Origin of the sequence: Streptomyces sp. CA-142005, from assembly GCF_050942335.1 — a bacterium.
Lineage (GTDB): Bacteria > Actinomycetota > Actinomycetes > Streptomycetales > Streptomycetaceae > Streptomyces.
The window spans coordinates 1,784,886-1,807,865 of record NZ_CP192078.1; the positions used below are offsets into that span (position 1 = coordinate 1,784,886).

At 70.6% G+C, this 22,980-nt stretch carries 17 protein-coding genes and 2 pseudogenes; 8 read left to right on the forward strand and 11 right to left on the reverse strand.

The annotated features are described in order from the left end of the window. Positions 1-73: 73 nt before the first annotated feature. The 8 genes and pseudogenes from ACQPXS_RS08665 to ACQPXS_RS08700 form a co-directional block, all read right to left on the reverse strand. Positions 74-562 (reverse strand): annotated as a pseudogene (locus ACQPXS_RS08665) (ATP-binding cassette domain-containing protein); the annotation flags it as partial. After that, a complete protein-coding gene (locus ACQPXS_RS08670; RefSeq protein ID WP_433448538.1) occupies positions 453-1,781 on the reverse strand; it encodes an LLM class flavin-dependent oxidoreductase in 1,329 nt (442 codons plus the stop codon). The pseudogene ACQPXS_RS08665 and the gene ACQPXS_RS08670, both read right to left, overlap by 110 nt. Beyond that, on the reverse strand, positions 1,778-2,836 hold the full coding sequence (locus tag ACQPXS_RS08675; RefSeq protein ID WP_433448540.1) for an aliphatic sulfonate ABC transporter substrate-binding protein: 1,059 nt from the start codon (positions 2,834-2,836) through the stop codon (positions 1,778-1,780). The genes ACQPXS_RS08670 and ACQPXS_RS08675 overlap by 4 nt, the downstream gene beginning before the upstream one ends. Positions 2,837-2,879: 43 nt before the next feature. Then, entirely contained in the window at positions 2,880-3,611 is a 732-nt protein-coding gene (locus tag ACQPXS_RS08680; RefSeq protein WP_433448542.1) for an ABC transporter ATP-binding protein, read from the reverse strand. Continuing rightward, positions 3,608-4,501, reverse strand: a complete 894-nt coding sequence (locus ACQPXS_RS08685; protein ID WP_433448544.1) for an ABC transporter permease — start codon at positions 4,499-4,501, stop codon at positions 3,608-3,610. Before ACQPXS_RS08685 ends, ACQPXS_RS08680 begins: the two co-directional genes overlap by 4 nt. Further along, positions 4,498-5,394 (reverse strand): TauD/TfdA dioxygenase family protein, encoded by an 897-nt coding sequence (locus ACQPXS_RS08690; RefSeq protein WP_433448546.1) that lies wholly within the window; start codon positions 5,392-5,394, stop codon positions 4,498-4,500. Before ACQPXS_RS08690 ends, ACQPXS_RS08685 begins: the two co-directional genes overlap by 4 nt. A 581-nt stretch (positions 5,395-5,975) precedes the next feature. Then, positions 5,976-6,353, reverse strand: a complete 378-nt coding sequence (locus ACQPXS_RS08695; protein WP_433448548.1) for a hypothetical protein — start codon at positions 6,351-6,353, stop codon at positions 5,976-5,978. 733 nt (positions 6,354-7,086) lie between these two features. Beyond that, positions 7,087-9,870, reverse strand: a complete 2,784-nt coding sequence (locus ACQPXS_RS08700) for an AAA family ATPase (RefSeq protein WP_433448550.1) — start codon at positions 9,868-9,870, stop codon at positions 7,087-7,089. Positions 9,871-10,367: 497 nt separating this feature from the next. Here ACQPXS_RS08700 and ACQPXS_RS08705 point away from each other — a divergent pair, with 497 nt between their 5' ends. The 8 genes and pseudogenes from ACQPXS_RS08705 (at position 10,368) to ACQPXS_RS08740 (ending at position 19,181) form a co-directional block, all read left to right on the forward strand. Continuing rightward, entirely contained in the window at positions 10,368-10,628 is a 261-nt protein-coding gene (locus ACQPXS_RS08705; RefSeq protein ID WP_433448552.1) for a hypothetical protein, read from the forward strand. Positions 10,629-10,907: 279 nt separating this feature from the next. Beyond that, a complete protein-coding gene (locus ACQPXS_RS08710; protein ID WP_433448554.1) occupies positions 10,908-13,166 on the forward strand; it encodes an FUSC family protein in 2,259 nt (752 codons plus the stop codon). Between the two features lie 350 nt (positions 13,167-13,516). Then, on the forward strand, positions 13,517-14,431 hold the full coding sequence (locus tag ACQPXS_RS08715) for an MBL fold metallo-hydrolase (protein ID WP_433448556.1): 915 nt from the start codon (positions 13,517-13,519) through the stop codon (positions 14,429-14,431). A gap of 22 nt (positions 14,432-14,453) precedes the next feature. Beyond that, complete coding sequence (locus ACQPXS_RS08720) at positions 14,454-15,947, forward strand: carboxylesterase/lipase family protein (protein WP_433448558.1); 1,494 nt, start codon at positions 14,454-14,456, stop codon at positions 15,945-15,947. Positions 15,948-16,010: 63 nt separating this feature from the next. After that, entirely contained in the window at positions 16,011-16,394 is a 384-nt protein-coding gene (locus tag ACQPXS_RS08725; RefSeq protein ID WP_361233870.1) for a RidA family protein, read from the forward strand. Positions 16,395-16,550: 156 nt separating this feature from the next. Then, positions 16,551-17,072 carry a hypothetical protein gene (locus ACQPXS_RS08730; RefSeq protein WP_433448561.1) on the forward strand — a complete coding sequence of 174 codons (522 nt, stop codon included), beginning with the start codon at positions 16,551-16,553 and terminating at the stop codon, positions 17,070-17,072. A 120-nt stretch (positions 17,073-17,192) separates the two neighbouring features. Then, a pseudogene (locus ACQPXS_RS08735) lies at positions 17,193-17,321 on the forward strand (zinc-binding dehydrogenase); the annotation flags it as partial. Positions 17,322-17,801: 480 nt separating this feature from the next. After that, positions 17,802-19,181 (forward strand): MFS transporter, encoded by a 1,380-nt coding sequence (locus ACQPXS_RS08740; RefSeq protein ID WP_351804771.1) that lies wholly within the window; start codon positions 17,802-17,804, stop codon positions 19,179-19,181. 395 nt (positions 19,182-19,576) lie between these two features. Here ACQPXS_RS08740 and ACQPXS_RS08745 read toward each other — a convergent pair whose 3' ends face one another. The 3 genes from ACQPXS_RS08745 to ACQPXS_RS08755 form a co-directional block, all read right to left on the reverse strand. After that, the gene (locus tag ACQPXS_RS08745; RefSeq protein ID WP_433448563.1) at positions 19,577-21,496 is read right to left on the reverse strand and encodes a helix-turn-helix domain-containing protein; all 1,920 of its coding nucleotides are present in this window, start codon (positions 21,494-21,496) and stop codon (positions 19,577-19,579) included. A 76-nt stretch (positions 21,497-21,572) separates the two neighbouring features. Beyond that, entirely contained in the window at positions 21,573-22,388 is an 816-nt protein-coding gene (locus ACQPXS_RS08750; RefSeq protein ID WP_433448565.1) for a 3-hydroxybutyrate dehydrogenase, read from the reverse strand. Positions 22,389-22,442: 54 nt separating this feature from the next. Then, a complete protein-coding gene (locus tag ACQPXS_RS08755; RefSeq protein WP_356314745.1) occupies positions 22,443-22,922 on the reverse strand; it encodes an NUDIX hydrolase in 480 nt (159 codons plus the stop codon). Positions 22,923-22,980: the final 58 nt, after the last annotated feature.

Genomic DNA, 22,980 nt, shown 5'->3' on the forward strand with positions numbered 1-22,980 from the left:
GACGGCGAGGCGCGTGGGTCTCGTCGAGGACGCGCGCCATCCAGTCCCGCTCACAGGCGAGCAGTTCGTCGGCGCGCCGGGCGGCCGCCTTCCGGCCGATGCCGTGGTATCCGGCGTGGTAGATCAGGATCTGCCGGATGGACAGGAACCCGTCGACGTTGATCTCCTGCGCGGCCAGGCCGAGGAGCCTACGGGCCTGACGGCTGCGATGGTCGTGGCCGAAGACGGAGAGGGCGCCGGCGGTGGTTCGGACGATGTTGCACACCGAGCCGATCAGCGTGGTCTTCCCGGCGCCGTTCGGGCCGAGCAGGCCGAAGAAGGCGCCGTCCGGTATCTCCAGGTCGAGCCCGGCCACCGCGGTGAAGCCATCTTCGTAGGTCTTGCGAAGGCCCTCGACCCGCAGCGCGGGCGGACTCCCGCCGCTCCGGGAAGCGGCGGGAGTCGCGAGCTGGTCAGCCATGGAACTGGTTCGCCGGGGCCGGGAGCCCGTAGTGCTCACGCAGGGTCGTGCCCTCGTACTCCTCGCGGAACAGGCCCTTGCCGCGCAGGATCGGCAGCACATGCTCGGCGAAGGCCGCGAGGCCCGACGGCAGGGCGGGCGCCATGATGTTGAACCCGTCCGCGGCACCGTCCTCGAACCAGGCGATGATCGTGTCAGCGACCTGCTCGGGCGTCCCGATGAACTCGAAGTGACCACGCCCGCCGCCCAGCCGGGAGATGATCTGCCGGACCGTCAGCTGCTCGCGCACCGCAAGATCGATGATCAGGTCGGAGCGGCTCTGCGAGCCTTCCAGTTTCGGCCTGGCGAGGATGAAGTCCGGCAGATGCTCGTCGAGTTCGAAGACCGACGGCTCGGTCTCGAACACGGCGGCCAGCTGGCGCAGCCCGTACTCCGGAACGCGCAGCTCGTCGAACTGCCGGGCAAGCGCCCGGGCCTCCTCCTCGGTCGACCCGATGTACGGGACGATGCCGGGTAGGACGATCACACCGTCCGGGTCGCGGCCCGCGGCCCTGGTCCGCGCCTTGATGTCGGCGTAGAAGGCGGCCGCGCGCTCGTACGTCGTGTGCGCGGTGAAGATCGCCTCGGCGTGGCGGGCCGCGAAGTCCTTGCCGTCCTCGGAGGAGCCGGCCTGGACGAGCAGCGGGTAGCCCTGCGGGGGACGCTCGACGTTGAGCGGGCCGGCCACCTTGAAGTACCGGCCCCGGTGGTCGAGGCGGTGCAGACGCGCGGGGTCGGCGTAGCGTCCGGTGGTCCTGTCCGCGAGGACGGCATCGGCCTCCCAGCTGTCCCACAGCGCCTTGGCGACCTTCAGGAACTCGTCGGCACGGGCGTAGCGTTCGGCGTGGCCGGGACGGTCGTCGAGGCCGAAGTTGGCGGCCTCGTCGGCTCCGGCGGAGGTGACGATGTTCCAGCCGGCGCGGCCGCCGCTGACGTGGTCGACGGACGCGAGCCGACGGGCGAGGGTGTAGGGCTCGTTGTAGGTCGACGACACGGTCGCGATGAGGCCGATCCTGCTGGTCGCCTGGGACAGCGCGGTCAGCAGGGTCAACGGCTCGAGCTGGCCCGGCGGCCGGAACTCGCCGGTACCGATGAGTGCCGGGCCGTCCGCGAGGAACAGCGAGTCGAACTTGGCGCTCTCGGCCAGCTGCGCCAGCTCGATCCAGTGCCGCAGGTCGAAGTCCGCCCGGGGATTGCTGTGCGGGAGCCGCCACGCTGCCTCGTGGTGACCCGCCTCCATGAGGAAGGCGTTGAGATGCAGCCGGCGCCGTCTCGCGCTCATGAGGTGACCTTCAGCTTGGAGCTGTCGTAACCGGCTGGCAAGAGGTTGTCGGTGATCGACTTGACGTCGACCTTCTTGGTGATCTGCCCCGCCTCCAGGAAGGCGTCGGCGAGCTTCTGTTCCAGCTCGATGTCCGACTGCTCCACCGGGGTCACCCGGTTCGAGTAGGCGGCCAGGGACGCCTTGGCGTCGGCCAGCGGGATGCCCTGCTCCTTCGAGAGCGCCTGCGCGTACTGCTCAGGGTTCTTGACGGCCCAGGCGAACTCTCGCGAGAGCCTCTTCAGGACGTCCGTGAGAGCCGCGCGCTTGGTCTTGTCCTTCAGCGACGTGTCACTGGCGACGTAGTAGCTGCTCGTCTGGTCGATCGGTGGGAGCCCCTTCACCAGGATCCGCGCGCCGTTCTTGACCGCGATCGCGGACTGGGGGTTCCAGATCGACCAGGCGTCCACCTTGCCGGTGTTGAACGCCGTCGCGCCGGCCGCCGGGTCGAGGAAGGTCAGCTTCACGTCCTTGGGGGTGAGGCCGACGCTCTTCAGCGCGTTCAGGGCCAGGCCGTGGGCCGAACTGCCCTGCGGAACAGCGATCTTCTTGCCCTTGAGGTCGGCGGCCGTCTTCAGCTTCGAGCCCTTCGGCACGATGATGTTCTCCACCGCCTGGTCGGGCGTGAGCGAGCGGTTGACGGCGACGACCTTGAAGCCGTACTCCTTCGCGGCACCGGTGATCGGTGGCACGTCGCCGACGCTGCCGAGGTCGATGTCGCCCGAGGCCGCGGCCTGCACGAGCGGCGGGCCGTAGGTGAACCGGGCGAACTTCACCTTGTACGGCGCGTTGTCGAACACGCCGGTGATCTTCGCCAGCTCCTGGCTGCCGTCACCGCCGTTGTCGCCGATGGTGAAGGTGTACTTGCTCCACTCGGGGTGCTTGGCGTCGCTCGCCTCGGCGGCGTTGCTCAGCGGCGCGGCGCTGTTCGAAGACGACGATCCGCAGGCGACGAGGGTGCCCGCGAGGGCGAGTGAGCCGATGGCGCCGATGAGTCTGGTGGTTCTCTTTCGCATGGTTGTCGTGCTTTCTGTGCTGGGGTGAGGGTGTTCGGGGAGGTCAGTGCTGGCCGGCGAGGCCGAGGTCTTCCAGGAGCCGTGCGCGGAGTTCCTCGCGGGCGACGCTCGCTTCGCGGTCCGCGGCGGAGAGGTGCACCTCGTGCGAGGTGCCGATGCGACCGTTGCTCATGACGACGACGCGGTCCGCCAGGGCGATCGCCTCGTCGACGTCGTGGGTGACGAGCAGCATCGCGGCGTGGTGCTTGGTCCGCAGCGCCCGTACGAGGTCGTGCATGCGCAGCCGGGTGATGGCGTCGAGGGCGGCGAACGGCTCGTCGAGCAGTACGAGTTCGGGCTCGGACACCAGGGCCCGCGCGAGCGACACCCGCTGGGCCTCGCCGCCGGAAAGCTCCTTGGGCCATGCCCTCTCCCGGCCCGCGAGTCCGACCTCGGCGAGCACATCGAGGGCCCGCTGTTCCGCGTCGGGTCCGTGCAGGCCGAGGGTGACATTGCGCAACACCCGTTGCCACGGCAGCAGCCGGTCGGCCTGGAAGACGATGGCACGCCGCGCCGGGACCTCCACCCGCCCTCCGTCGGGCCGGTCCAGTCCGGCGAGCAGCCGCAGCAGGGTGCTCTTGCCGCAGCCCGAGGGGCCGAGCAGGATCACCAACTCCCCGTCGGCGACGGTGAGGTCGAGGTGGTCGAGCACGACCCGGTCACCGAACCGACGGACCACCTGCTCGACGACGACCCCGGTCTGCCGGCGAAGCTCGGTCGCTGCTGCGCTGCTCATGACGCCTCATAACTGGGTCGCCACCGCAGCAGCACCCGCTCGAGAACCCGGACGAACTGGTCGGCGAGCAGGCCGAGCAGCGAGTAGATCACCAGCCCCACGAAGACCTGGTTGGTCTGCAGATAGGTCTGCCCTTGAGTGATGAGGAAGCCAAGTCCCTTGTCGGCGTTGACCGTTTCGGCTGCGACCAGGCCCAGGACGCTGTACGCGAGGGAGAACCGGAGTCCGACCAGGAACCCCGGCAGGGCTCCGGGCACCAGCACCCGCGCCACCAGGCGCCAGATGCCCGCGCCCGTCGTGCGCGCCATCTCGATCAGGCGCTGGTCGACGCCCCTGATCGCGGCGAACAGGTTGAGATACATCGGGACGCCGGCGCCGAAGGAGATCAGCAGCACCTTCGTGAGTTCGTCGATGCCGAACCACACGATCATCAGCGGCAGTACGGCGAGGAGCGGGATCGTGTTGAGCACCTGCACGAGGCCGTTGAACAGGTACTCGCCGCTGCGCAGCACTCCGCCGAGCACGCCGGTGACGATCCCCACCGTCAGACCGATCGCCAGACCGATGCCGGCCCGCTGCAGCGAAATGGCCAAGTCGGGCCCGAGGACGCCCTGTTGCCACAGATCGGCGGCTGACTTCACGATCGAGGTCGGCGCCGGGGCGTAGGTCTTCGACACCACTCCGGCCCGGGCGAGCGCCTCCCAGGCGATGAGGAGCACGACCGGAGTCGTGTAGATACCCAGCGGCCAGCGCAGGCGCTCGCGGAGTCTGCTGAGTGATGTGCTTCGGCGGGCGTCGCGCGGCAGGAACACCTCGCGTTCCCGCGCGCTCGCCGTCTCGGCGTCCGGGCCCTCGGTGACGGCCGCCGCCTTGAGGCTGAGCCCGGTCACGCCGCCACCGCCAACACACTGCTGTAGTGCGACGAATCGCCGACGAGCTGCTCGCTGCGGCGGCCGTCGACACCGACCGGCACCTCTCCGGCGACCGTCACCCGGTTGAGGCGGCGCGGGTGGTCGTCGTAGTTGTCCACCCCGTAGTGCTGGGTGATCCGGTTGTCGAAGATCAGCAGCTGATTCGGGGACCAGGTCCAGCGCACGATGTTCTCCGGACGCGTCACATACGACTGGAGGAGGCGCAGCACATCGGCCGACTCGCTGCCCGACAGGCCGACGATCCGCTTGGCGAACCCGCCGATGAACAGCCCGCGTTCGCCCGTCAGCGGATGCACCCGCACGACCGGGTGCTCCGCCTCGTAGGGCGTCGACACGAAGGCTCGGTCGTACTCCTGCCGTTGTGTGGTCGTGGCCGCGGAGCGGGCGTAGTCGTACTGGTTGGTGTGCACGACGCGCAGCGAGTCCGCGAGGGCGCGCAGCGGTTGGGGCAAGTCACGGTAGGCCGCGGCGGCGTTGGCGATGAGCGTCTCGCCGCCGTACGGCGTGGTCACGATCGACCGGAGCGTGGTGAGCTGCGGCGGGTTGACCACGAAGGTGACGTCCGTGTGCCATTCGTTGGCCTTGGACGTCTCGCTGTCGACGGCGAGCACGTTCGTCGTCCCGTCGGTGGCCGGCACGTTCGGGTGGGCGGTGGTGAGTTCGCCGAACCACCGGGCCACGCGCTCCTGGCCGGCGTTGTCGAGGTTCACGTCGTCGAAGACGATCGCCTTGTGCTCGTTGAGGGCGTCACGGAGCGCCGTGATCGTCGAGAGATCGGGAGTCGCCGTGAGGTCGACGCCCTCGACGAGCGCGCCGATGCGGCCGGTGAGCTTACGGATGGACACAGGCATGAGGGGGTCCCTCCCGGACAGACGGGCACACCAAGGGGTGTTGAGGATCGGGGAGTCGGGCGAAGAAGCTGGTACTGCGCAAGGCTGATCGACCACATGCGAAACGCCGGTGGGCGGGCCGGAGGGAGAGCGCGTGGTCGCAGGACCGCTGCAGCCGCGTTCTCAGCGACCACGTCGGCGTGCGCGCACAGGCTTCCGGCTCATACGAATGCGAGAAGAAGAAGAGGGGGTGGTAGCCCTCAGCAGGTGGATACGACGATCAAGCGGGGAGGCATCGCGGTGCGGGCGGCCTCGCATCGCCGCTGCCAGGCGCCCGCCATGGGCGCGCGCCGGCCGCTGCCGGGGACCACTTGCCGGATCAGCGACAACAAAACGCGCTGGAGACGTGCGCCAGATCGATGTGGCGCCGCCGGGTCAGGTCCACGCGCGGGTTCATGGGTCGGGAGTTCAGCAGATGTCCACCAGGTCGGTCAAGAACTTCCCGGACAGGTCTTGCATTGCGGACACGGAGAGCTTCTCCGCTTCTTTGGACACGCCCACGTGAGGGTGCCGACGGGGTGCGGCACCCTCGCCACGGGTGGTCAGGTCGTCTCCTTGGGGCAGGGGACCACGCCGGCGCGGTTCGCCGGCGCGAATGCCGACGGGCGGGGCGGCGTGGCGGTCCGGCGAAGCAGGGACAGCAGCAGGGCGGCGGCGAGCAGGCCGGCGCAGACGCAGGAGGCCAACGCGTACCCGGCCCGGGGGTGGCTGCCTCCCGGCGGACCGGAAGCGGCGTGCAGATACACCGCGGGGACGGCGCTGAGGCAGACGGCCGCCGCGATGCGCTGGGCCATCTGCAGGATCCCGCCGCCCACTCCCGCGGCCTGCGCCGGAGCGTGCTGAAGTACCTGGGTCTGGTTGGGCGAGACGGTGAGCCCGCCGGCGACGCCGGACATCAGCTGCGTTGCGGCCAGCGCCATCGGCAGCACCGCTGTTGGGCGGCTGACGGGCCTTCCATGTCACCGGGATCGGCGGCTGACGCCGGAGGGATGATCCTGCGTCAGCGGCACGCTCCCAGTTGAGCTGGGCGCCTGGCTCCCACGCCTGGTTGAGGCCGGTTCTCCATTTCAATGAGCAGCGACCTCTGCCCGGTACACCAATCGGTGAACCAGGCTGGAACGCTCCGGCCCCTTGCAGGGTGCGCAGTTCTTTCAGGGTGAAGGGATCTGCCGCCGCGTCCCGAAAACCCCAGCCGAGGTCAGTGGTGGCGGCCAAACTTGGTCCATGACCCTTGATCCTGCCGTTCCGGCACCGCTGCCGCAGGTCCCGTCGGGATCAGCGATCAATCCGATGGTGCTGGACCGGCCGATGCTCCTGCCCGTCCTGGACGCCAACGCCCTCCTGGTCGAAGCCTGTTCACTGGGCGCTGGTGGCCCGGAGTTCTCGGCGCGGTCGCGGCCGCAGGTCTGGGGGCGTGAAAGGCAGGCCAGGGCTCGGACAGCTTTCACGCCCCCCAAGGGCACGGGCGCAGGGGTAGGGCGCCCGGGTGAATCCCCTGTGCGGTTCGACGAGTTCATGCGGTGTCTCGTCGTCGCGCTCTATGAATCTGTCATGCGGAATCCGGTCGCGGTATCTGTCGGCCGACTGCACGGCGACGGCCGTCGGCCGACAGGCGGCATGCTCGTCAGCGTGCCTCCAAGGCAGATTCGGCTTTCAGCTCTGGACGCCAGTACCTGACAGGGTGCCTTCGAGCACGTCGCGGAGTTGTGAACGGGCGGTGATGCCCAGCTTGGGGAAGACCCGGTAGAGGTGGGAGCCGACCGTGCGCGGTGAGAGGAACAGTTTCTCACCGATCTCGCGGTTCGTCAGACCGCGGGCCGCCAGTTGGACGATCTGCTGCTGCTGGGGGCTGAGTTCGGTGAAGGCGCTGGGCACGACGTCGGTCGCCTCGATTCCGGCGGCGCGCAGTTCTGCCTGTGCCCGCTCGATCCACGGCCGTGCGCCGAGGCGCTGGAAGGTTTCCAGGGCGGCGCTCAGCAGGGGACGTGCCTCGGCGATACGGCGCTGGCGGCGGAGCCATTCCCCGTAGTCGAGCCGGGTCTGTGCCCGTTCGAACGGCCACTGCTCACCCGCGGGCTGTGCGAGCGCCGCCTGGAAGAACGGCTCCGCGTGCTCGGGATCCGCGAGGAGGGCGCGGCCTCGGTCGATCAAAGCGGCCACCCGTGCCGACATGCCCGTACCGAGGCGTCGCGCCGACTGTTCCAGCAGTTCGGCGGCGTGCTCCTGCTGTCCTCGGCGGACGGCCGCGGCCGCGAGGTCGGCCAGGACGGTGTAGGAGACGTGGTAGTGGACCGGATCGCCGTCGTCGGTGAACGCGGAGCGGAACTGTGTGTACGCGGTGTCGTAGTCACCCTCGGCCACGGCCGCCATCCCCAGGGCACGATGGGCGAAGACCGCGACGGAGCGGCTCTCCAGAGGATCGACGAGAGACAGGGCTCGCTCGGCGAGCCGGCGTGCGGCGATCGCGTCGCCTAGCAGGGCGACCACCGTGGCGTCGAGTGCCTGGGCACAGGCCTCGGCATGGTCCAGTCCGGCCGCCGATGCCATGGCCGCGATGTCGGCCGCCACCGAGCGGGCCTCGGGCCATCGGCCCTGCTCCAGGCGGGTCCAGCCGGCCGCGCATCCCAGTCCGTCCGGGAGCGGGCCGTGGGCCTGCCACTGGTCGAACGCCTCGTCGAAGGTCCTGGCGGCGAGGGCGGTCTGGTCGAGCAGCCAGGCGACGATGGCCAGCGCGGTCAGGCGCCGGGCGTCGCCCTTGGCCTCGGCGATGAGCCCGGGCAGCACCGGTGCGAGGGACGCCCCTGCGCCGCTGGGGTCGGAGACAGCCAGTACCCAGGCGTGCAGCGCGGCTGCGGCGGCATCGTCGGGCGTGCAGGAGAGCAGGCTCTGGATCTGTCGCTGCTGGGATTCCTCGCCCGAGTAGTAGCGGACCACCGCCGCCGCGGCCAGCGCGTCGAGTACGAGGGGTGACCGGGCGTTCGCCGCCTCATCGGCAACACGCATGAGCAGGGCGAAGGCCGCTGTGTGGTGGGGGCTCAGGGACATGAGCTGGCCGGTGGCCAGCGCGGCTTTGCCCAGCAGTGCCGGGTCGTCGGTGCTCTCGCGGACTGCGGCGGCCAGGTGTTCCACCCAGCCGAGTTGGCCGGTGAAGACGGCGGTGGTAGCGGCTTCGGTCAGCAGGCGCGCCCGGTCCTCGCGACGCGGGCTGAGCTCTGCGGCGCGCTCCTGGGCGGCGGCAGCGGCCGCGAAGCCGCCTCGGCGCCGGGCCCGGTCGGCCGTCTGCTGCAAGGCGGTCGAAACTTCCTGGTCGGGGCGCACCGTCGCGGCGGCGAGGTGCCAGGCGCGACGGTCGGGCTCCTCGCGCAGCAACTCCGCGAGAGCGAGGTGCGCCCTGCGGCGTTCCTCGAACGACGCGGCATGGTAGACGGCGGAGCGGACGAGCGGGTGGCGGAGGGAGATCCTGGCTCCGTCCTGGCGTACGAGGCCGGCCCGATCAGCGGGCTCCCATGCTTTGTCGTCCGCCTCGGGGAGTCCCATGGCGGCTGCCTGCGCGTCCGCCGCGTCGGCGGTCGCAAGGAGCAGCAGGATGCGGCGGGTCGGTTCCGGCAGGTCCGCCGCATGGCCCGCGAAGATCCGCTCCAGCCGGTCGGTGACCGGGAGCGGGCCCTCCACGCTACTGCCCTCGGGGTGCCGGATCGCGGTGGCGTGGGCGAGTTCCACCAGGGCCAGTGGGTTGCCGGCCGCCTCCTCAAGGATCCGCACGCGGGTTCGGCCGGTGGGCGGCATGGGCTGCCGGTCGAGCAGCCGGTTGGCCGCCTCACCGTCCAGCGGGCCGAGCTCCAGGCGCTCGTACTCCTTGTCGAAGCCGGGAAGCGCGGTCGCGGTGCGGACTCCGACCAGCAGCGTCACGGGCTCGCTGTCCATGCGTCGCGCCACGAAGGAGAGAACGTCCAGTGATCCGCGATCGATCCACTGGGCGTCGTCGACCACCACCAGCAGCGGTGTCGTTTCCGCCAGGTCCGACAACAAGGTCAGAACCGCCAGGCCGACGACCATCGCGTCGGGGGCCTCGGCACACTCGTCGAGCCCCAGGACGGCACGGAGCGCGGCGCGCTGCCGCGACGGCAGGCCCTCCACCTCACCGAGCACCGGGCGCAGCATCTGATGAAGACCCGCGAATCCAAGGTGCGCCTCGGATTCGCTCCCCACCGCTCGCAGCACTCGGCCGCCTGCCCTCTGCGCGTGATCGGCCGCGATGTCGAGCAGGGTGCTCTTTCCGGCACCGGGGTCACCCGTGACGACCAGCACGTCACTGCGGGACCGATCAGCGCCGACACGTCGGATGATTTCCGATGTCTCGGTTTCTCGGCCCACCAGCGTCAGACCAGAATTCGGCGTCGAGCGCTGGTCCCCACGAGCCCTTCCATCGTTTTCCACGGATGCTCCAGGGAATTTGAGATACCCCCGATACTAGCGTGGGAGAACCGCGGCAGCGCCCGCGGGAGTGGCATCGAACCTGCTCAAAGCGCACCCGAGCGCAGTCGTCGTCCGTGATATTCCGGCCCTGGCATCTATGGAGTTCTCCCGGAGGGCGGGTTTCGCCCGCGGAGTCGCGCGCCGCACGGCCATCGTGGCGGGGAGACCGCCGGCCTCCGTATGCGTCGACCCGTACGTCTCCGCACCGTCACGGCATCGGGATCGCCACGACGGGACAACCGGTCGGCAGGCGCAAACGCCCCATCCCGCGGCCGACCGGCACCGATGCAGTCACGTGACGCATACCCCCGGCTGTTCGTCCGGCCACAGAATCGTGAAGCGGGCACGGCCGCGCCTTTCCGGGTCGGCGGGCAGGCACGGTCGTGCGTCGCCGGTGGCGTCCTGCCATCACAGACGGGGATCGCGTAAGCCGTACATCTCGACCGGAAGGCGCTGTCATGGCCACTGAATGCTCGTGGCTGGTCGGACTCGGGTTCCGTACACCGTGCGGTCGGCTCGTACGCCACTTCTACGTCGTCGACGGCATGACCGATCTGGAGCAGGCCCACGGGGCTGCTCTTGAGCGGGCGAACGACCCGGGCGAACGCGCGGTGCGCGGAAACCTGCGGCTCGACGACGGCTGTGTCGAGATGCGTCGAATGTCGCGTGACCTTCTGGGTTCCTGGCGGCTGTCCGTCCCAAGTCCGTGCCCTGCGTAGCCCCTTGGAACCGAAAGCCATCGTCAACGGGTGCAGGCCTGTCAGGCGCTGCGCGGCCGCCGACGCCGGCAACGGACCCTGTGTCTCGCTTCTCAGTCCAGGCCACCGTGAGCTACTTCAGGGCTCCCACCTGTGTGCTGCAGAACCTCCGGGAGCAGTCACCTGACGCATACCGGCCGGAACCCCGGGTGCCGAGACTGGTGACGCGGGCCGTGGCCGGTCGGAACCTCAAGGCTCTCCCACGGCCGTGCACACGCGAAAGGACCTACGGAGATCCCCATGGTGGCAAGGACAACGACATCGCTGTGGGACCGCTTCGCCGCCTTTGACCCCGGACTGATCCGTCTGACCTCCGCGATGCGTGCCGTGTGCGGCACCGCCGCGACCCTTGGCGTGCTGACAGCGCTGCGAGCGCCCGAGACGGCGCTGGTGGTCGGCGGCTTCACCACGATGACGACTTCACTGGCCATCAGCGACCTGCACCCGCGCAACCAGCGCATCACGCTCGGACTCGCCGCTCCGCTCGCCCTCGCGTCCCTGGCCGCCGGAGCCGTGCTGACGCCGTACCCGACGGCAGCCAAGCTGATCTTCCTGGTGGTGATCTACTTCGCCGTCCAGGCCCGCCGGTTCGGGCCGCGAGGGCTGGGCCTGGGGATCTTCGGTTTCATGGCCTTCCTGCTGTCTCAGTTCACCCGTGCCCGAGCAGACCAGCTTCCGCAGCTCGGAGCATCGGTACTGGTGGCATTCGGGGCCGCCACAGCCATGTGGTACTGCGTCGGCCCCGTCACGGCGTCCGGAACTCTGCGGCGGCTGCGGCACGCATTCGACGTGCGACTGCAAGACATCCTCCGGGACACGGCCTCGATGATCGTCACCGGGCAGGACGTCGACACCCGGAGCCACGCTTTGCAGGACCGCCTCGACAGACTGCACGCATCCGTGCTGCTGATCGAGGACTTTCTCGACGAGCGCGCCGTCGACGAGGACACCGAGGTCCTGCTGCTGCACCTCAGCCGGGTGGAGATGGCCGCGCAGCGCCTGGCCGTACTCACGGTCCGTGCGATGCGCACCCCGGCCGCCCGCAACGATCTGGCGGGACGGACGGCCCGACATCGGCTCACGCAGCGGATCAGGGCTCTCGGGCACCAGCTCACCGTGGGAACGGCCTGTGCCTCCAAGCGGTGCGAGGAGGAGTACGAAGGCGGCCCCGCGAACCGGCCGACAGGCTCCGCACTCGTGCTGGACTGCTTCCCTGCGGTCGACGAACTCGCCGAAGCCCTGCGGGTTCTCGGCCCACGGAGCCGCCCGGCAGGACTCGGGACGCCTCCACGCAAGCCCGCCTCACTCACCTTCCGGGCGCTGCCGCACAGGGGCAGCGACACCTCAAGCCTGAAGCGGGGAGCCACCCGTCAGGCGTTTCAGGTGACGGCTGCCTCGGCCCTCGCCATCGCGGGCGGTCATCTCCTGTCGCCGCACCTGTGGTACTGGGCTGTCGCGGCCGCATGGGTCGTCTTCATCAAGAACGAGAGCACCGGCGAGGTGCTGCTGCAGAGTGTCCGGCGGCTGGCGGGCACCGTCCTCGGCGTGGTGTTCGGCTACGGCCTCGCCGCTCTGGTCGGCGGAGACGGCCCTGTCCTCCTGATCCTGCTCCTGCTGTGCATGTTCGGGATGTTCTACACCCCGTCGCAGGCCTACTGGGCCGTGACGTTCTTCATCACCGGCACGCTCAGCACGCTGCTCGCGCTGATGGACACCTTCTCGACACATGTGCTGCTCGTGCGCGTCCAGGAGACCGCACTGGGAGTGTCCTGCGGGATCCTTGCCGCCGTCCTCATCCTTCCCACCACGGTCCGCCGGGCCAGTGACGAGGGACTGGTCGGCTTCCTGCACGTCCTCGACCGCCTCCTTCGGGCCGTCGCGGCAGGAAGCACGGACACACAGATCCCGACGAGCTGGGTCCGCGCGGCACACGACCTCGACCAGGCACTGGAATCCTTCCGCAAGGCCTGTCTGCCTCTCACTCATCCGTTCAATCCGCAGCGCCGCCGCCGTCACCACGCCCGCCACCTGCTGGAACTTCTTGAGGCAGGCGCGTACCACGCACGGAGCCTGGCCGCCACGGCCGAACGTCTCCCGGCGGGCCACGTCCGGGAGTGCGCCGCCCGTCTCACAGCTGCTGCCGACCGCGCGCACGAGACCGTGACCCACCTGATCCGCGTCACCGGCCACCGACCGGAAAGCGCCTCACAAACGGCACGCCCCACGGTCATCAGGGCGCTGTCCCTGCTCTCGGAGGAGCAACGCGTGAGCCCTGACCGGCCGTCGCCGGAGCATCGCCTGCTGCTGCACACCAATCGCCTCGACGCGACCCTGACCGCGCTCGTACGAGCCTTGGACCCACTCGCCTCGGACCCCGACCGCACCACCATGGTCCCTGCCGAGAGCGTGGACATCCCGTCGTCGCACGTCCCGGCACCGGCTGCCGCAGGGAGCTGCGCCGATACCGCCGACCGGTGCGAACGCGTCCAAGCCGGCTAGCACCCCGCGGAACGCATTACCGGGCGGCCGGCCACCCTTGCTTTTCGCTGATCGGCAGGTCGTCGAAGCCGCCGACACGAGACCCGGGACGGCCACCGCACACCACACGACCGGCAAGCGGCCCGACGGATCGGCTCCGGCCTCGTGACCGCAGCGAGGTCGCCATGCGCTCGCCCGCGAGGTATCCAGGAATGCAACTCGGAACGGGGGCCGCCTCGCCTTTCACCTGGCCTACAAGCGGAAACGCCACGCTCAGGGCTGCACGCACAGGTGCAGTCACGTGACGGATACCGCGCCCGCCGGGGCCGCTCGTACGGTTGAGTAAATCCTCCGAATTCCAAGGAAACCCCATGGAACAGATCACCCTCGGCAATATCTCCATCACCCGGGTATGGGAATACTTCGGTTCTGTCGAAATGCCGCCCGAGACCTTCTTCCCGGAAAGCTCGAAGGAAGTCTGGGCAGCCGGTACCGACTGGCTGACCCCGCATTTCCTGGATTCCGAGACCAACATCGTGAATTCCGCGATCCAGACCTGGCTGCTGCGCAGCGAGGGCAGAACGATCCTCGTCGACACCGGCGTGGGCAACCACAAGGAGCGTCCCTACGCCCCGGTCTGGAGCCACCTCGAAACGGACTTCCTGGCCAACCTCGCCCGGGCCGGCGTCCAGCCCGAGGACGTGGACATCGTGATCAACACACATCTCCACATCGACCACGTCGGCTGGAACACCTACCTGGACGGGCGGCAGTGGGTGCCCACCTTCCCGAACGCCACCTACCTGATGCCGAAGGCCGACTTCGACTTCTGGAACCCGGAGAACGGCCACAAGCCGCTGCTCGGCCGCGGCAACCAGAACGTCTTCGAGGACAGCGTGGCCCCGGTGCACCAGGCCGGCCAGACGCAGCTGTGGGAGCACAGCCACCAGATCGACGCGAACCTGCGCCTGGACACCGCTCCCGGGCACACGCCCGGCTCCTCCGTGCTGACCCTCACCTCCGGCACGGACCGTGCGGTGTTCGTCGGCGACATGCTGCACAGCCCGGTGCAGATCCTCGAACCGGACGCCAACAGCTGCTTCTGCGAGAACCCCGCCGAAGCCCGCGCCACCCGCCGCAAGGTGCTGGGCTGGGCCGCCGACAACAACGCCCTCGTGATTCCCGCCCACCTCGGCGGCCACGGCGCCACCGAAGTCGTACGCGAGGGAAGCACCTTCGCCATCAAGGGCTGGGCGCCCTTCACCCCGTACACCGAGCAGGGCTGAAGCCCGCGGAAAGGCACCAGAGATGAGCCACCACCCCGAACCGGTCGTGACCACCGCGCAGGGAGCCGTCCGCGGTCTGCGCCAGGACGACGGAACCGCCGCCTTCCTGAACATCCCCTACGCCGCCCCGCCCCGCGGAGCCGACCGGTTCGCCCCGCCTCAGCCGCACGAGCCCTGGGACGGCGTACGGGACGCCACTGTCCCCGGACCCAACGCGCCGCAGTCCGAGCGCAAGCTCGGCAGCATCGACATGGCCCCCTACTTCGGCACCGGCTGGAGCCGTGGCGAGGACTACCTCACCGTCAATGTGTGGACGCCCGCCGCCGCGCAGAGCGACCTGCCCGTGATGGTGTTCGTCCACGGCGGCGGATTCGTCGCCGGATCGACTCGGTCCGCGATGTACGACGGTTCCGCCTTCGCCCGGGACGGCGTCGTCCTCGTCACGCTCAACTACCGGCTCGGCATCGCCGGTTTCCTCGACCTCCCCGGAGCCCCCGCCAACCGCGGCCTGCTCGACGTCGTCGCCGCGCTGCGCTGGGTGCGGGAGAACATCGCCGCGTTCGGCGGTGACCCGGACAACGTCACGCTCTTCGGCCAGTCGGCCGGGGCCACCGTCGTCGGCGGCGTCCTCGCCACCGCGGAGGCCGCGGGACTGTTCCGCAGGGCGATCGTGCAGAGCGGCAGCGGCCTGGGCGCGTTCACCACCGAGCAGGCAGCCCGTGTCACAGCCGCAGCCGCCGAGGTCCTGGGCGTCGAGCCGCACGTGGACGCCTTCGCGGAGATCTCCGACGAGCGTCTTGTGGAGGCCGCCTCCAAGCTCGCGGGCATCGACCTGCAGACCGCCACCCACCACGACCCGCTGATCGGCCTCAGCCCCTTCAGCCTGGTCCTGGACACCCAGCCCGCCGTTTCCGTGGCCGCCGGGCACAGCTCCGACGTCGACCTGCTCGTCGGCACCAACACCGAAGAGGGCCTCCTGTACCTGGTCCCCGTGGACAAGTACGCTTCCTCGACCGCAGAGGACGTGGACGACACAGCGGCCCGCTCGCACCCGAACCCGGCGCAGCTCGTCGAGACCTACCGCAGGACACGTCCCGAGGCGTCCTACGGCGAGCTGCGCTCCGCCATCATGGGCGACGCGCTGTTCGGCGCGGGCACCCGGGCCCTGGCCGGCGCCCACGCCGCCCACCCCGAGTCCGCAACCTTCGCCTACGAGTTCGCCTGGCGCTCGCACGCCCTGGACGGCGAACTCGGCGCCACGCACGCGGTCGAGCTGCCCTTCGTCTTCGATCTCACACATCTGCCGCAGCTTGTCGGCCCCGCCGCCCTGCTCGGCCCCGACAAGCCCCCCGTGGATCTCGCCGCCCGCATGCACGAGACCTGGATCCGGTTCGCCACCACCGGCGACCCCGGCTGGGACCGCTACGACACCGAGCGCCGGGCCACGATGCACATCGACGCCCAGTGGACCCAGGTCGACGACCCCCGCAGCCAGGAACGACAGGTCTGGAGCTGACACCCCTTCATGCGCTTCGCCTGCCCACCCCTGCCACCGGACACCGCCACCACGAGGAACACCATGACCAGAACCGTCATCACCACGGAGAACGCCCCCTCCCTGCCGGCCCCGCTCTCCCAGGGCATCCGCAAGGGCCCCGTCCTGCAGGTCTCCGGACAGCTCCCCTTCGACCCGGACACCGGCGAGGTTGTCGGAACCACCGTCGCCGAGCAGACCGCACAGGTCCTGCGCAACGTCACCGCCGTCCTCAAGGCCGCCGGCGCGGGCCTGGAGGACGTCGTCATGCTCCGCGTCTACCTCACCGACCCCGCCCACCTGCCCGAGCTGAACGAGGCGTACGCGGCGGCCGTCGGCGAGCCCTTCCCCGCCCGCACCACCGTCTACATGCAGCTCCCGCCGGGACTCCTCGTGGAGATCGACGCCCTGGCGGTGCTGGACGACTGACAGCGCCACAGCGCAAGGCTGGTCCGGCGCGCCCCGGGACCGCGCCGGACCAGCCAGCCATACCAGAGAGCAGAAAGGGGAGGACACGATGGACGGCCGTCTGCCGAGGACGTGCATCAACCTGAGAGTTGTGCCGGCGGATCTGCTGGACGCCCTGTGCTCCCTGTCAGGACGCCCCTCGCCGCCCGCAGGACCCCTCATCCGGCACGGCACGTCCACGAGCATGTGCTCCACGCAGCGGCCACGCTGCCGCCGGGCGCGCTGCAACCGGGCGACGTGAGCGCGGCCACCGAGCTACGCGCCGGCCTCCTGAACGCCGACGTGACGCCCGCGGCCGACGCGGCCGCCCGCTGCATCCAGCACACGGTCGACGACCTGGGCCCCGCCGACCTCTGGACGCTGGCTCGCGACACCGCCATGACCCGCGACGACCTCGCATGGGGCGCTACCGCAACCCTGGCGCGGGAACGCCTCCCACAGCCCGACCTTCTCGACGAACTCGCCGCGCAGGCCATCGTGGACGAAATCGCCGAACGGACCCCCTGCCGGTGGGCCGTCACCACACCGACGCCGTTCGTGCCGCGCTGTACCGCATTCTGGCCGACCTCGCCGACGTCCTCCTGGAAGTGTCGGAGTCCACCCCGACCCCACTCCACCGGACCACCGACGACGACGTGAGGCGCGCCTCGGCCGTGATCGGCGACGAGGCCCTTCTCCGGTAGGCCTGGGCCCAGTTGTGCCAGGTCTTCGGTGAGCAGGCGTAGGGCGATGCCATTGAGGGCTTAACTCGACCGCCTCCGGCAGCTGACCGGGGACGGCAGGCTCACCCCGCGGGTCGCACGCACCCTGCCGGTCGAACACGCCGCCGAAGCACGCAGACTGCTGGAAGCGGGCGGCCTACGGGGACGGGTGGTACTCACCTTCTGAGAGGCGACCTGGGTTTCAGCGACATCACAAGCCGGGACGAGCGCGCACCACGCGCGGGCGCAGCGCCTTGTCCGTGCCCGCAGAGCCGAGCGGCAAAGCCAGGTCCCCTCAGTCACGTCGCATACCACGCAACGACCCTGAGCCGATCAGCCCCAAGTTGTCCGAGTTCAACGGAGCGTAGTCAGCGCCAAGTCAGCACGGGAGGGGTGAACACGGGTGATGACGTGGGCTTTTCGTCAGCACGAAACCAGCACGGGAGTCAGCACCGCACCCTCAAATCACCCTGAACTACGCGTCCCGGACGGCACTCGTTTCGACTATCTTCGAGCCCCGGAACCGCCCTTCCGTGAGCGGGCATGGTGGCCGCACGCATAGCCAACCCCTGAACTATGGTGCCCCACCACATGTGCGCCTCACCTGCATGTTTCTACGGTGTGCCGACACGTACCCGTCCCCACCGCACACGAGGAAGTGGCGCACATGGCATCCGAAGCAACATCCGCTCCCCCAACCCCTGCCAGTCTCCCCCGTATCGTCGCCGCCAGCCTCATCGGCACCACCATCGAGTGGTACGACTTCTTCCTCTACGGCTCCGCCGCCGCGCTGGTGTTCAACAAGCTGTTCTTCCCGGACTCCGATCCCCTCGTCGGGACACTGCTGTCGTTCCTGACGTATGCCGTCGGTTTCGCCGCCCGCCCGCTCGGGGCCCTCGTGTTCGGGCACTACGGTGACCGGCTGGGGCGCAAGAAGCTGCTGGTGCTGAGCCTGGTGATGATGGGCGGGGCGACGTTCGCCATCGGACTGCTGCCCACGCACGCCACGGTCGGGGCCGCCGCACCCGTGCTGCTGACCGCGCTGCGGCTCGTCCAGGGCTTCGCGCTCGGCGGTGAGTGGGGCGGTGCCGTCCTGCTGGTGTCGGAGCACGGGGACGCTCGGCGGCGCGGCTTTTGGGCCTCGTGGCCGCAGACCGGCGCGCCGGCGGGGCAGTTGCTCGCGACCGGTGTGCTCTCGCTGCTGACCGCCGTGCTCTCCGACGACGCCTTCGGTACGTGGGGCTGGCGGATTCCGTTCCTGCTGTCCGGGGTGCTCGTGATCGTCGGTCTGTGGATCCGGCTGTCCGTCGACGAATCGCCCGTGTTCAAGGAGGCGCTGGCGCGGGCGGAGTCCCGGCGGACGCAGGAGGCGGAGAAGCTGCCGCTCGTCTCCGTGCTGCGCAACCACTGGCGGGACGTGCTGGTGGCGATGGGCGCCCGCATGGCGGAGAACATCAGCTACTACGTCATCACCGCCTTCATCCTCGTCTACGCCACCACCTCGGCCGGAGTGTCCAAGCAGACCGCGCTCAACGCCGTACTCATCGGCTCCGCCGTGCACTTCGCCGTCATCCCGGCCTGGGGCGCGCTGTCCGACCGGGTCGGGCGGCGGCCCGTGTACCTGCTCGGCGCGGCCGGTGTGGGCCTGTGGATGTTCCCGTTCTTCTCGCTCGTGGACACCGGGTCGTTCGGCTACCTGATCCTCGCCGTGACCGTGGGGCTCGTGCTGCACGGCGCGATGTACGCGCCCCAGGCCGCCTTCTTCGCCGAGATGTTCGCAACGAGGATGCGGTATTCGGGCGCGTCCATCGGCGCCCAGTTCGCCTCCGTGGCGGCCGGCGCGCCGGCCCCGCTCATTGCCACCGCGCTGCTCGACGACTACGGAAGCTCCACTCCGATCGCCCTGTATGTGATCGCCGCAGCGGTACTGACCCTGATCGCCGTGGGCGTGGCCCGCGAGACGCGGCACCGGGATCTCGCCCACGTCGAGGCCGAGGGCGGCGAGTCGGCCGCCGCCGGCCAGGCCGCGCAGGCACGCACGGTCTGACCCGAAGCAACCCCACCCGGCCGGGCGCGGCTCCGCCCCACCAGCGCGGCTGCGCCCGGCCGACAACCCCGCCGGAACGGTAGGGCTCCGCCCGACCGGCACGGCTCCATCCGACCGGAGCGCAATCCCCCGGCCGGCGCGCGGCTCCATCCAACTAGCACGGCTCCACCCGACCGGCGCAGCTCCACGAGACCAGCACGGCTGCACCCGACCAGCAGAGCTCCAGCCGACCGGAGCGGCAACTCCCCCGGCCGGCGCGCGGCTTCATCGGGCCAGCCCCGCTCCGCCCGACCGGTGCGGGGCTGAGCGCCGCCGGCGCAGGGCTCCGCCCGATCGCCGTGCGTCGCCGCACACACATCCGCTCCCCGCCCCCGCACAGCGCGCCCGTGCGGGGGTCAGCGTCTGTCCGGGGCCGCCAACCGGTGTAGTCGCAGGGCGAGTTGGATCTCCAGGGCGCGGGCCGGGGTCTGCCAGTCCTCGCCCAGCAGCCGGCCCACCCGCTCCAGCCGTTGGGCGACCGTGTTCACGTGGACGTGCAGCGCGTCCTTGGTCCGGGCCGGACTCATCCCGCAGTCGAAGTACGCATCGAGGGTGCGCAGCAGTTCCGTACCGCGTCGCTCGTCGTAGGACACGACCGGGCCGATGGTGCGGTCGACGAAACCCGCGACGTCCCGATCGCCGGCGAGGAGGAGGCCGAGGAAGCCGAAGTCCTCGGCCGCCGCGCCGTCCCCGGCCCGGCCCAGCAGGTGCAGCGCGTCCAGGCAGCGGCGGCCCTCGGCGTAGGCGGTGGCGATGGTCTCGGGGTGGGTGGTGAGCTCGGTGACGGGGGCGGAGGCGCCGACCGTGACCGGCTGGTGGACGGCCGTGCCCAGCTGGCGGGCGGTGCGCCGGGCCAGCTCCGTGGCGGTGTGGCCGGCTGCCAGCGGCAGCAACAGCACGGTGCCGCCGTCACGCGCGGCGGCCAGGCCGTGCCGGGTCGCGGCGAGGTGGGAGGCGGCCGACCACAGGCGACGGCGGGCCGCGGCCTCCTCGTCGGCGTCGGCCGCCGGGCCGTCGAGGCGTGCGGCGAGGACGACATGGGTGGCGTCCAGGTCGGCGTGCAGCCGGGCGGCGCGCTCGCGCAGCAGGCGCGGATCCCGGTCGCGCGCGTCCAGCAGGTCGTCCAGCAGTTCGCCCCGCACCCGCTGTTCGGCCTCGGCCGCCGAGCGACGGGCGAGCAGCAGCAGCGAGGTGACCATGGCCGCGCGCTCCAGGGTGCGCTGGTCGACGGGGTCGAGACCGGGATGCCCGCGCAGGACCAGCGCGCCGAGGAGTTCACCGCCCGCGGCGACCGCGGCGATCCAGTCGGCGCCGTGCCGTACGGCGTGTCCCTCGGCGCGGGACGCCTCCAGCGCCTCGGCCGGTGCCGCGTCGGCCTCGCAGAACTCCACGGTGCCGTCGAGGACTTCGGAGACGGCTGCGGCCACGTCGTGCACCCCGCCGCCGCGCAGCACGAGTTCGGCGAGCCGGTCGTGGACGTCGGAGGCGCGCTCGATGACGGCGCTGCGGTCCCGGATGATCTCGTTGGCGCGCTCCAGGCCGGCCAGGGCGGCGCGGGTCTCGGTGAGCAGGTTGGCGGTGTCGATCGCGGCCGCGGCGAGCGCGGCGAAGGAGCCGACCAGGGCGATCTGCTCGCGTTCGAAGACGCGTGCCCTGCGGTCGGCGGCGAAGAGGACGCCGATCACGTGCGGGCCGAGCATGAGGGGGACGCCGAGGATGGCGACCAGGCCCTCGTCACGGACGCCGGCGTCGATGGTGCGGGTGTGCTGGAAGCGGGCGTCCTTGAAGTAGTCGTCCGTGACGTACGGCCGGGTCGTCTGGGCGACCAGTCCACCGAGGCCCTCGCCCATGCCGAGGCGCAGCTGCTGGAAGCGGGCGGAGACCGAACCCTCCGTCACACGCATGTAGGTGTCGCCACGCGCCGGGTCGTTCAGGGTGAGGTAGGCGACGTCCGTGCCGAGCAGGGAGCGAGCGCGCTGCACGATGGCCTGCAGGACGGCGTCGAGGTCGCGCAGGCCCGCCAGGTCGTGAGCGGTCTCGAACAGTGCGGACAGCTCCGCCTCGCGGCGCCGGCGCCCCTCCAGCTCGGCCCGGACCCGCAGGGCGAGCAGCTTGGCCCGCTCCAGCGCGGCGATCCGGTCGGAGGGTCCGCCCTCGGCGCGGGCGAGCAGCACCGGCTGCTCGTACGCCTCCGCGGAGGCGTCGCGGGCCAGCAGCTCGAGGTAGGCGGCCTCGGCGCTGCCGCTGGGTGCCGACTGAACGTGATCGCGAGACATGGTCACAGGATTCCGCATCGGCCGGGCGGCCCGTCAGGCCTGTGGAAAACTCCCGGGCCCGGCGCCGCCGGGCGCTTCAGTGGGCCGTCCACCCGCCGTCGAGCACCAGCGAGGTGCCGGTGACGAAGGACGCCTGCGGGCTGCACAGGTAGGCCACGGCCTCGGCGACCTCCTCCGGTTCGATGAGCCGCCGCAGCGCGCTGTCCTTCAGCAGGACCTCGGACAGCACGCGCTCCTCGGGGATGCCGTGCGCCTGCGCCTGGTCGGCGATCTGCTTCTCCACCAGGGGCGTGCGCACATAGGCCGGGTTCACACAGTTCGAGGTCACCCCGTGGGCGGCGCCTTCCAGCGCGGCCGTCTTCGACAGTCCCTCCAGACCATGTTTGGCGGCCACATACGCCGACTTGAAGGCAGAGGCGCGCAGACCGTGGACGGAGGACACATTGACGATGCGGCCCCAGCCCTGCGCGTACATGTGCGGCAGGGCGCCGCGGATGAGGCGGAACGGCGCCTCCAGCATCACGGTCAGCACGGTGTGGAAGACCTCGGGCGGGAACTCCTCGATGGGGCGCACCAGTTGCAGACCGGCGTTGTTGACGAGCACATCGGCGTCGGCGGCGGCGCGTTCGGCGGCGTCGAGGTCGGTGAGGTCCACGACGTGCGGTTCGACGGTTCCCGGCAGGTCGCCGGCCCGTTCCGCGTGCTGGGCCAGTTCGGCCAGGCCGACGGCGTCCCGGTCGACGGCCCGCACCTTCGCTCCGGCGGCCGCGAGCCGCAGCGCGCAGGCGCGGCCGATGCCGCTTGCGGCGCCGGTGACGAGGGCGGTACGGCCGCCGAGGTCGAGGGCGAGGGGCTGGGGGCCAAGGCCGGGCGGGAGGCTGGACGAGGTCATGTGCCGACCCTAAGCGGAGCCCACCCGTCACTACATGTGGCGACCACCCATACTTCAGCCGACAGTCGTAGGGTCAAACCATGTGGGTGCCTCGGACATCGCCTGCTTGATCCGGAAGCGGCCGAACTCGTGGAGCTCGGGCAGCGCGTCCACCGTGAACCAGCCCACTTCCAGGGACTCGTCGTCGTTGACCCGGGCCTCGCCGCCGACGGCCCGGCAGCGGATGGTGATGTCCATGTACTGGCACTGGTCACCGTTGGGGTAGGTGACCGGCTGCAGGGCCTGGACGAGGACGACCCGCTCGGCCACGCAGTGCACCGCCGTCTCCTCGAAGACCTCCCGCACGGCACAGGCCGCGGGCTGCTCACCGGGCTCCGGGATGCCCCCGATCACCGACCACTTGCGGGTGTCGGCCCGCCGGCCCAGGAGCACTCTGCCCTCGTCGTCGAAGACGATCGCGGTGACCCCGGGAAGCCAGAGCAGTTGCCGGCCGGCGGAGGCCCGGAGCGTGCGGATGAAGTCAGGAGTAGCCATGGGCCCGACCCTAACGGGCCGGACCCATGTCCTCCTGGAGGTGCAGCGGGCGTACGCA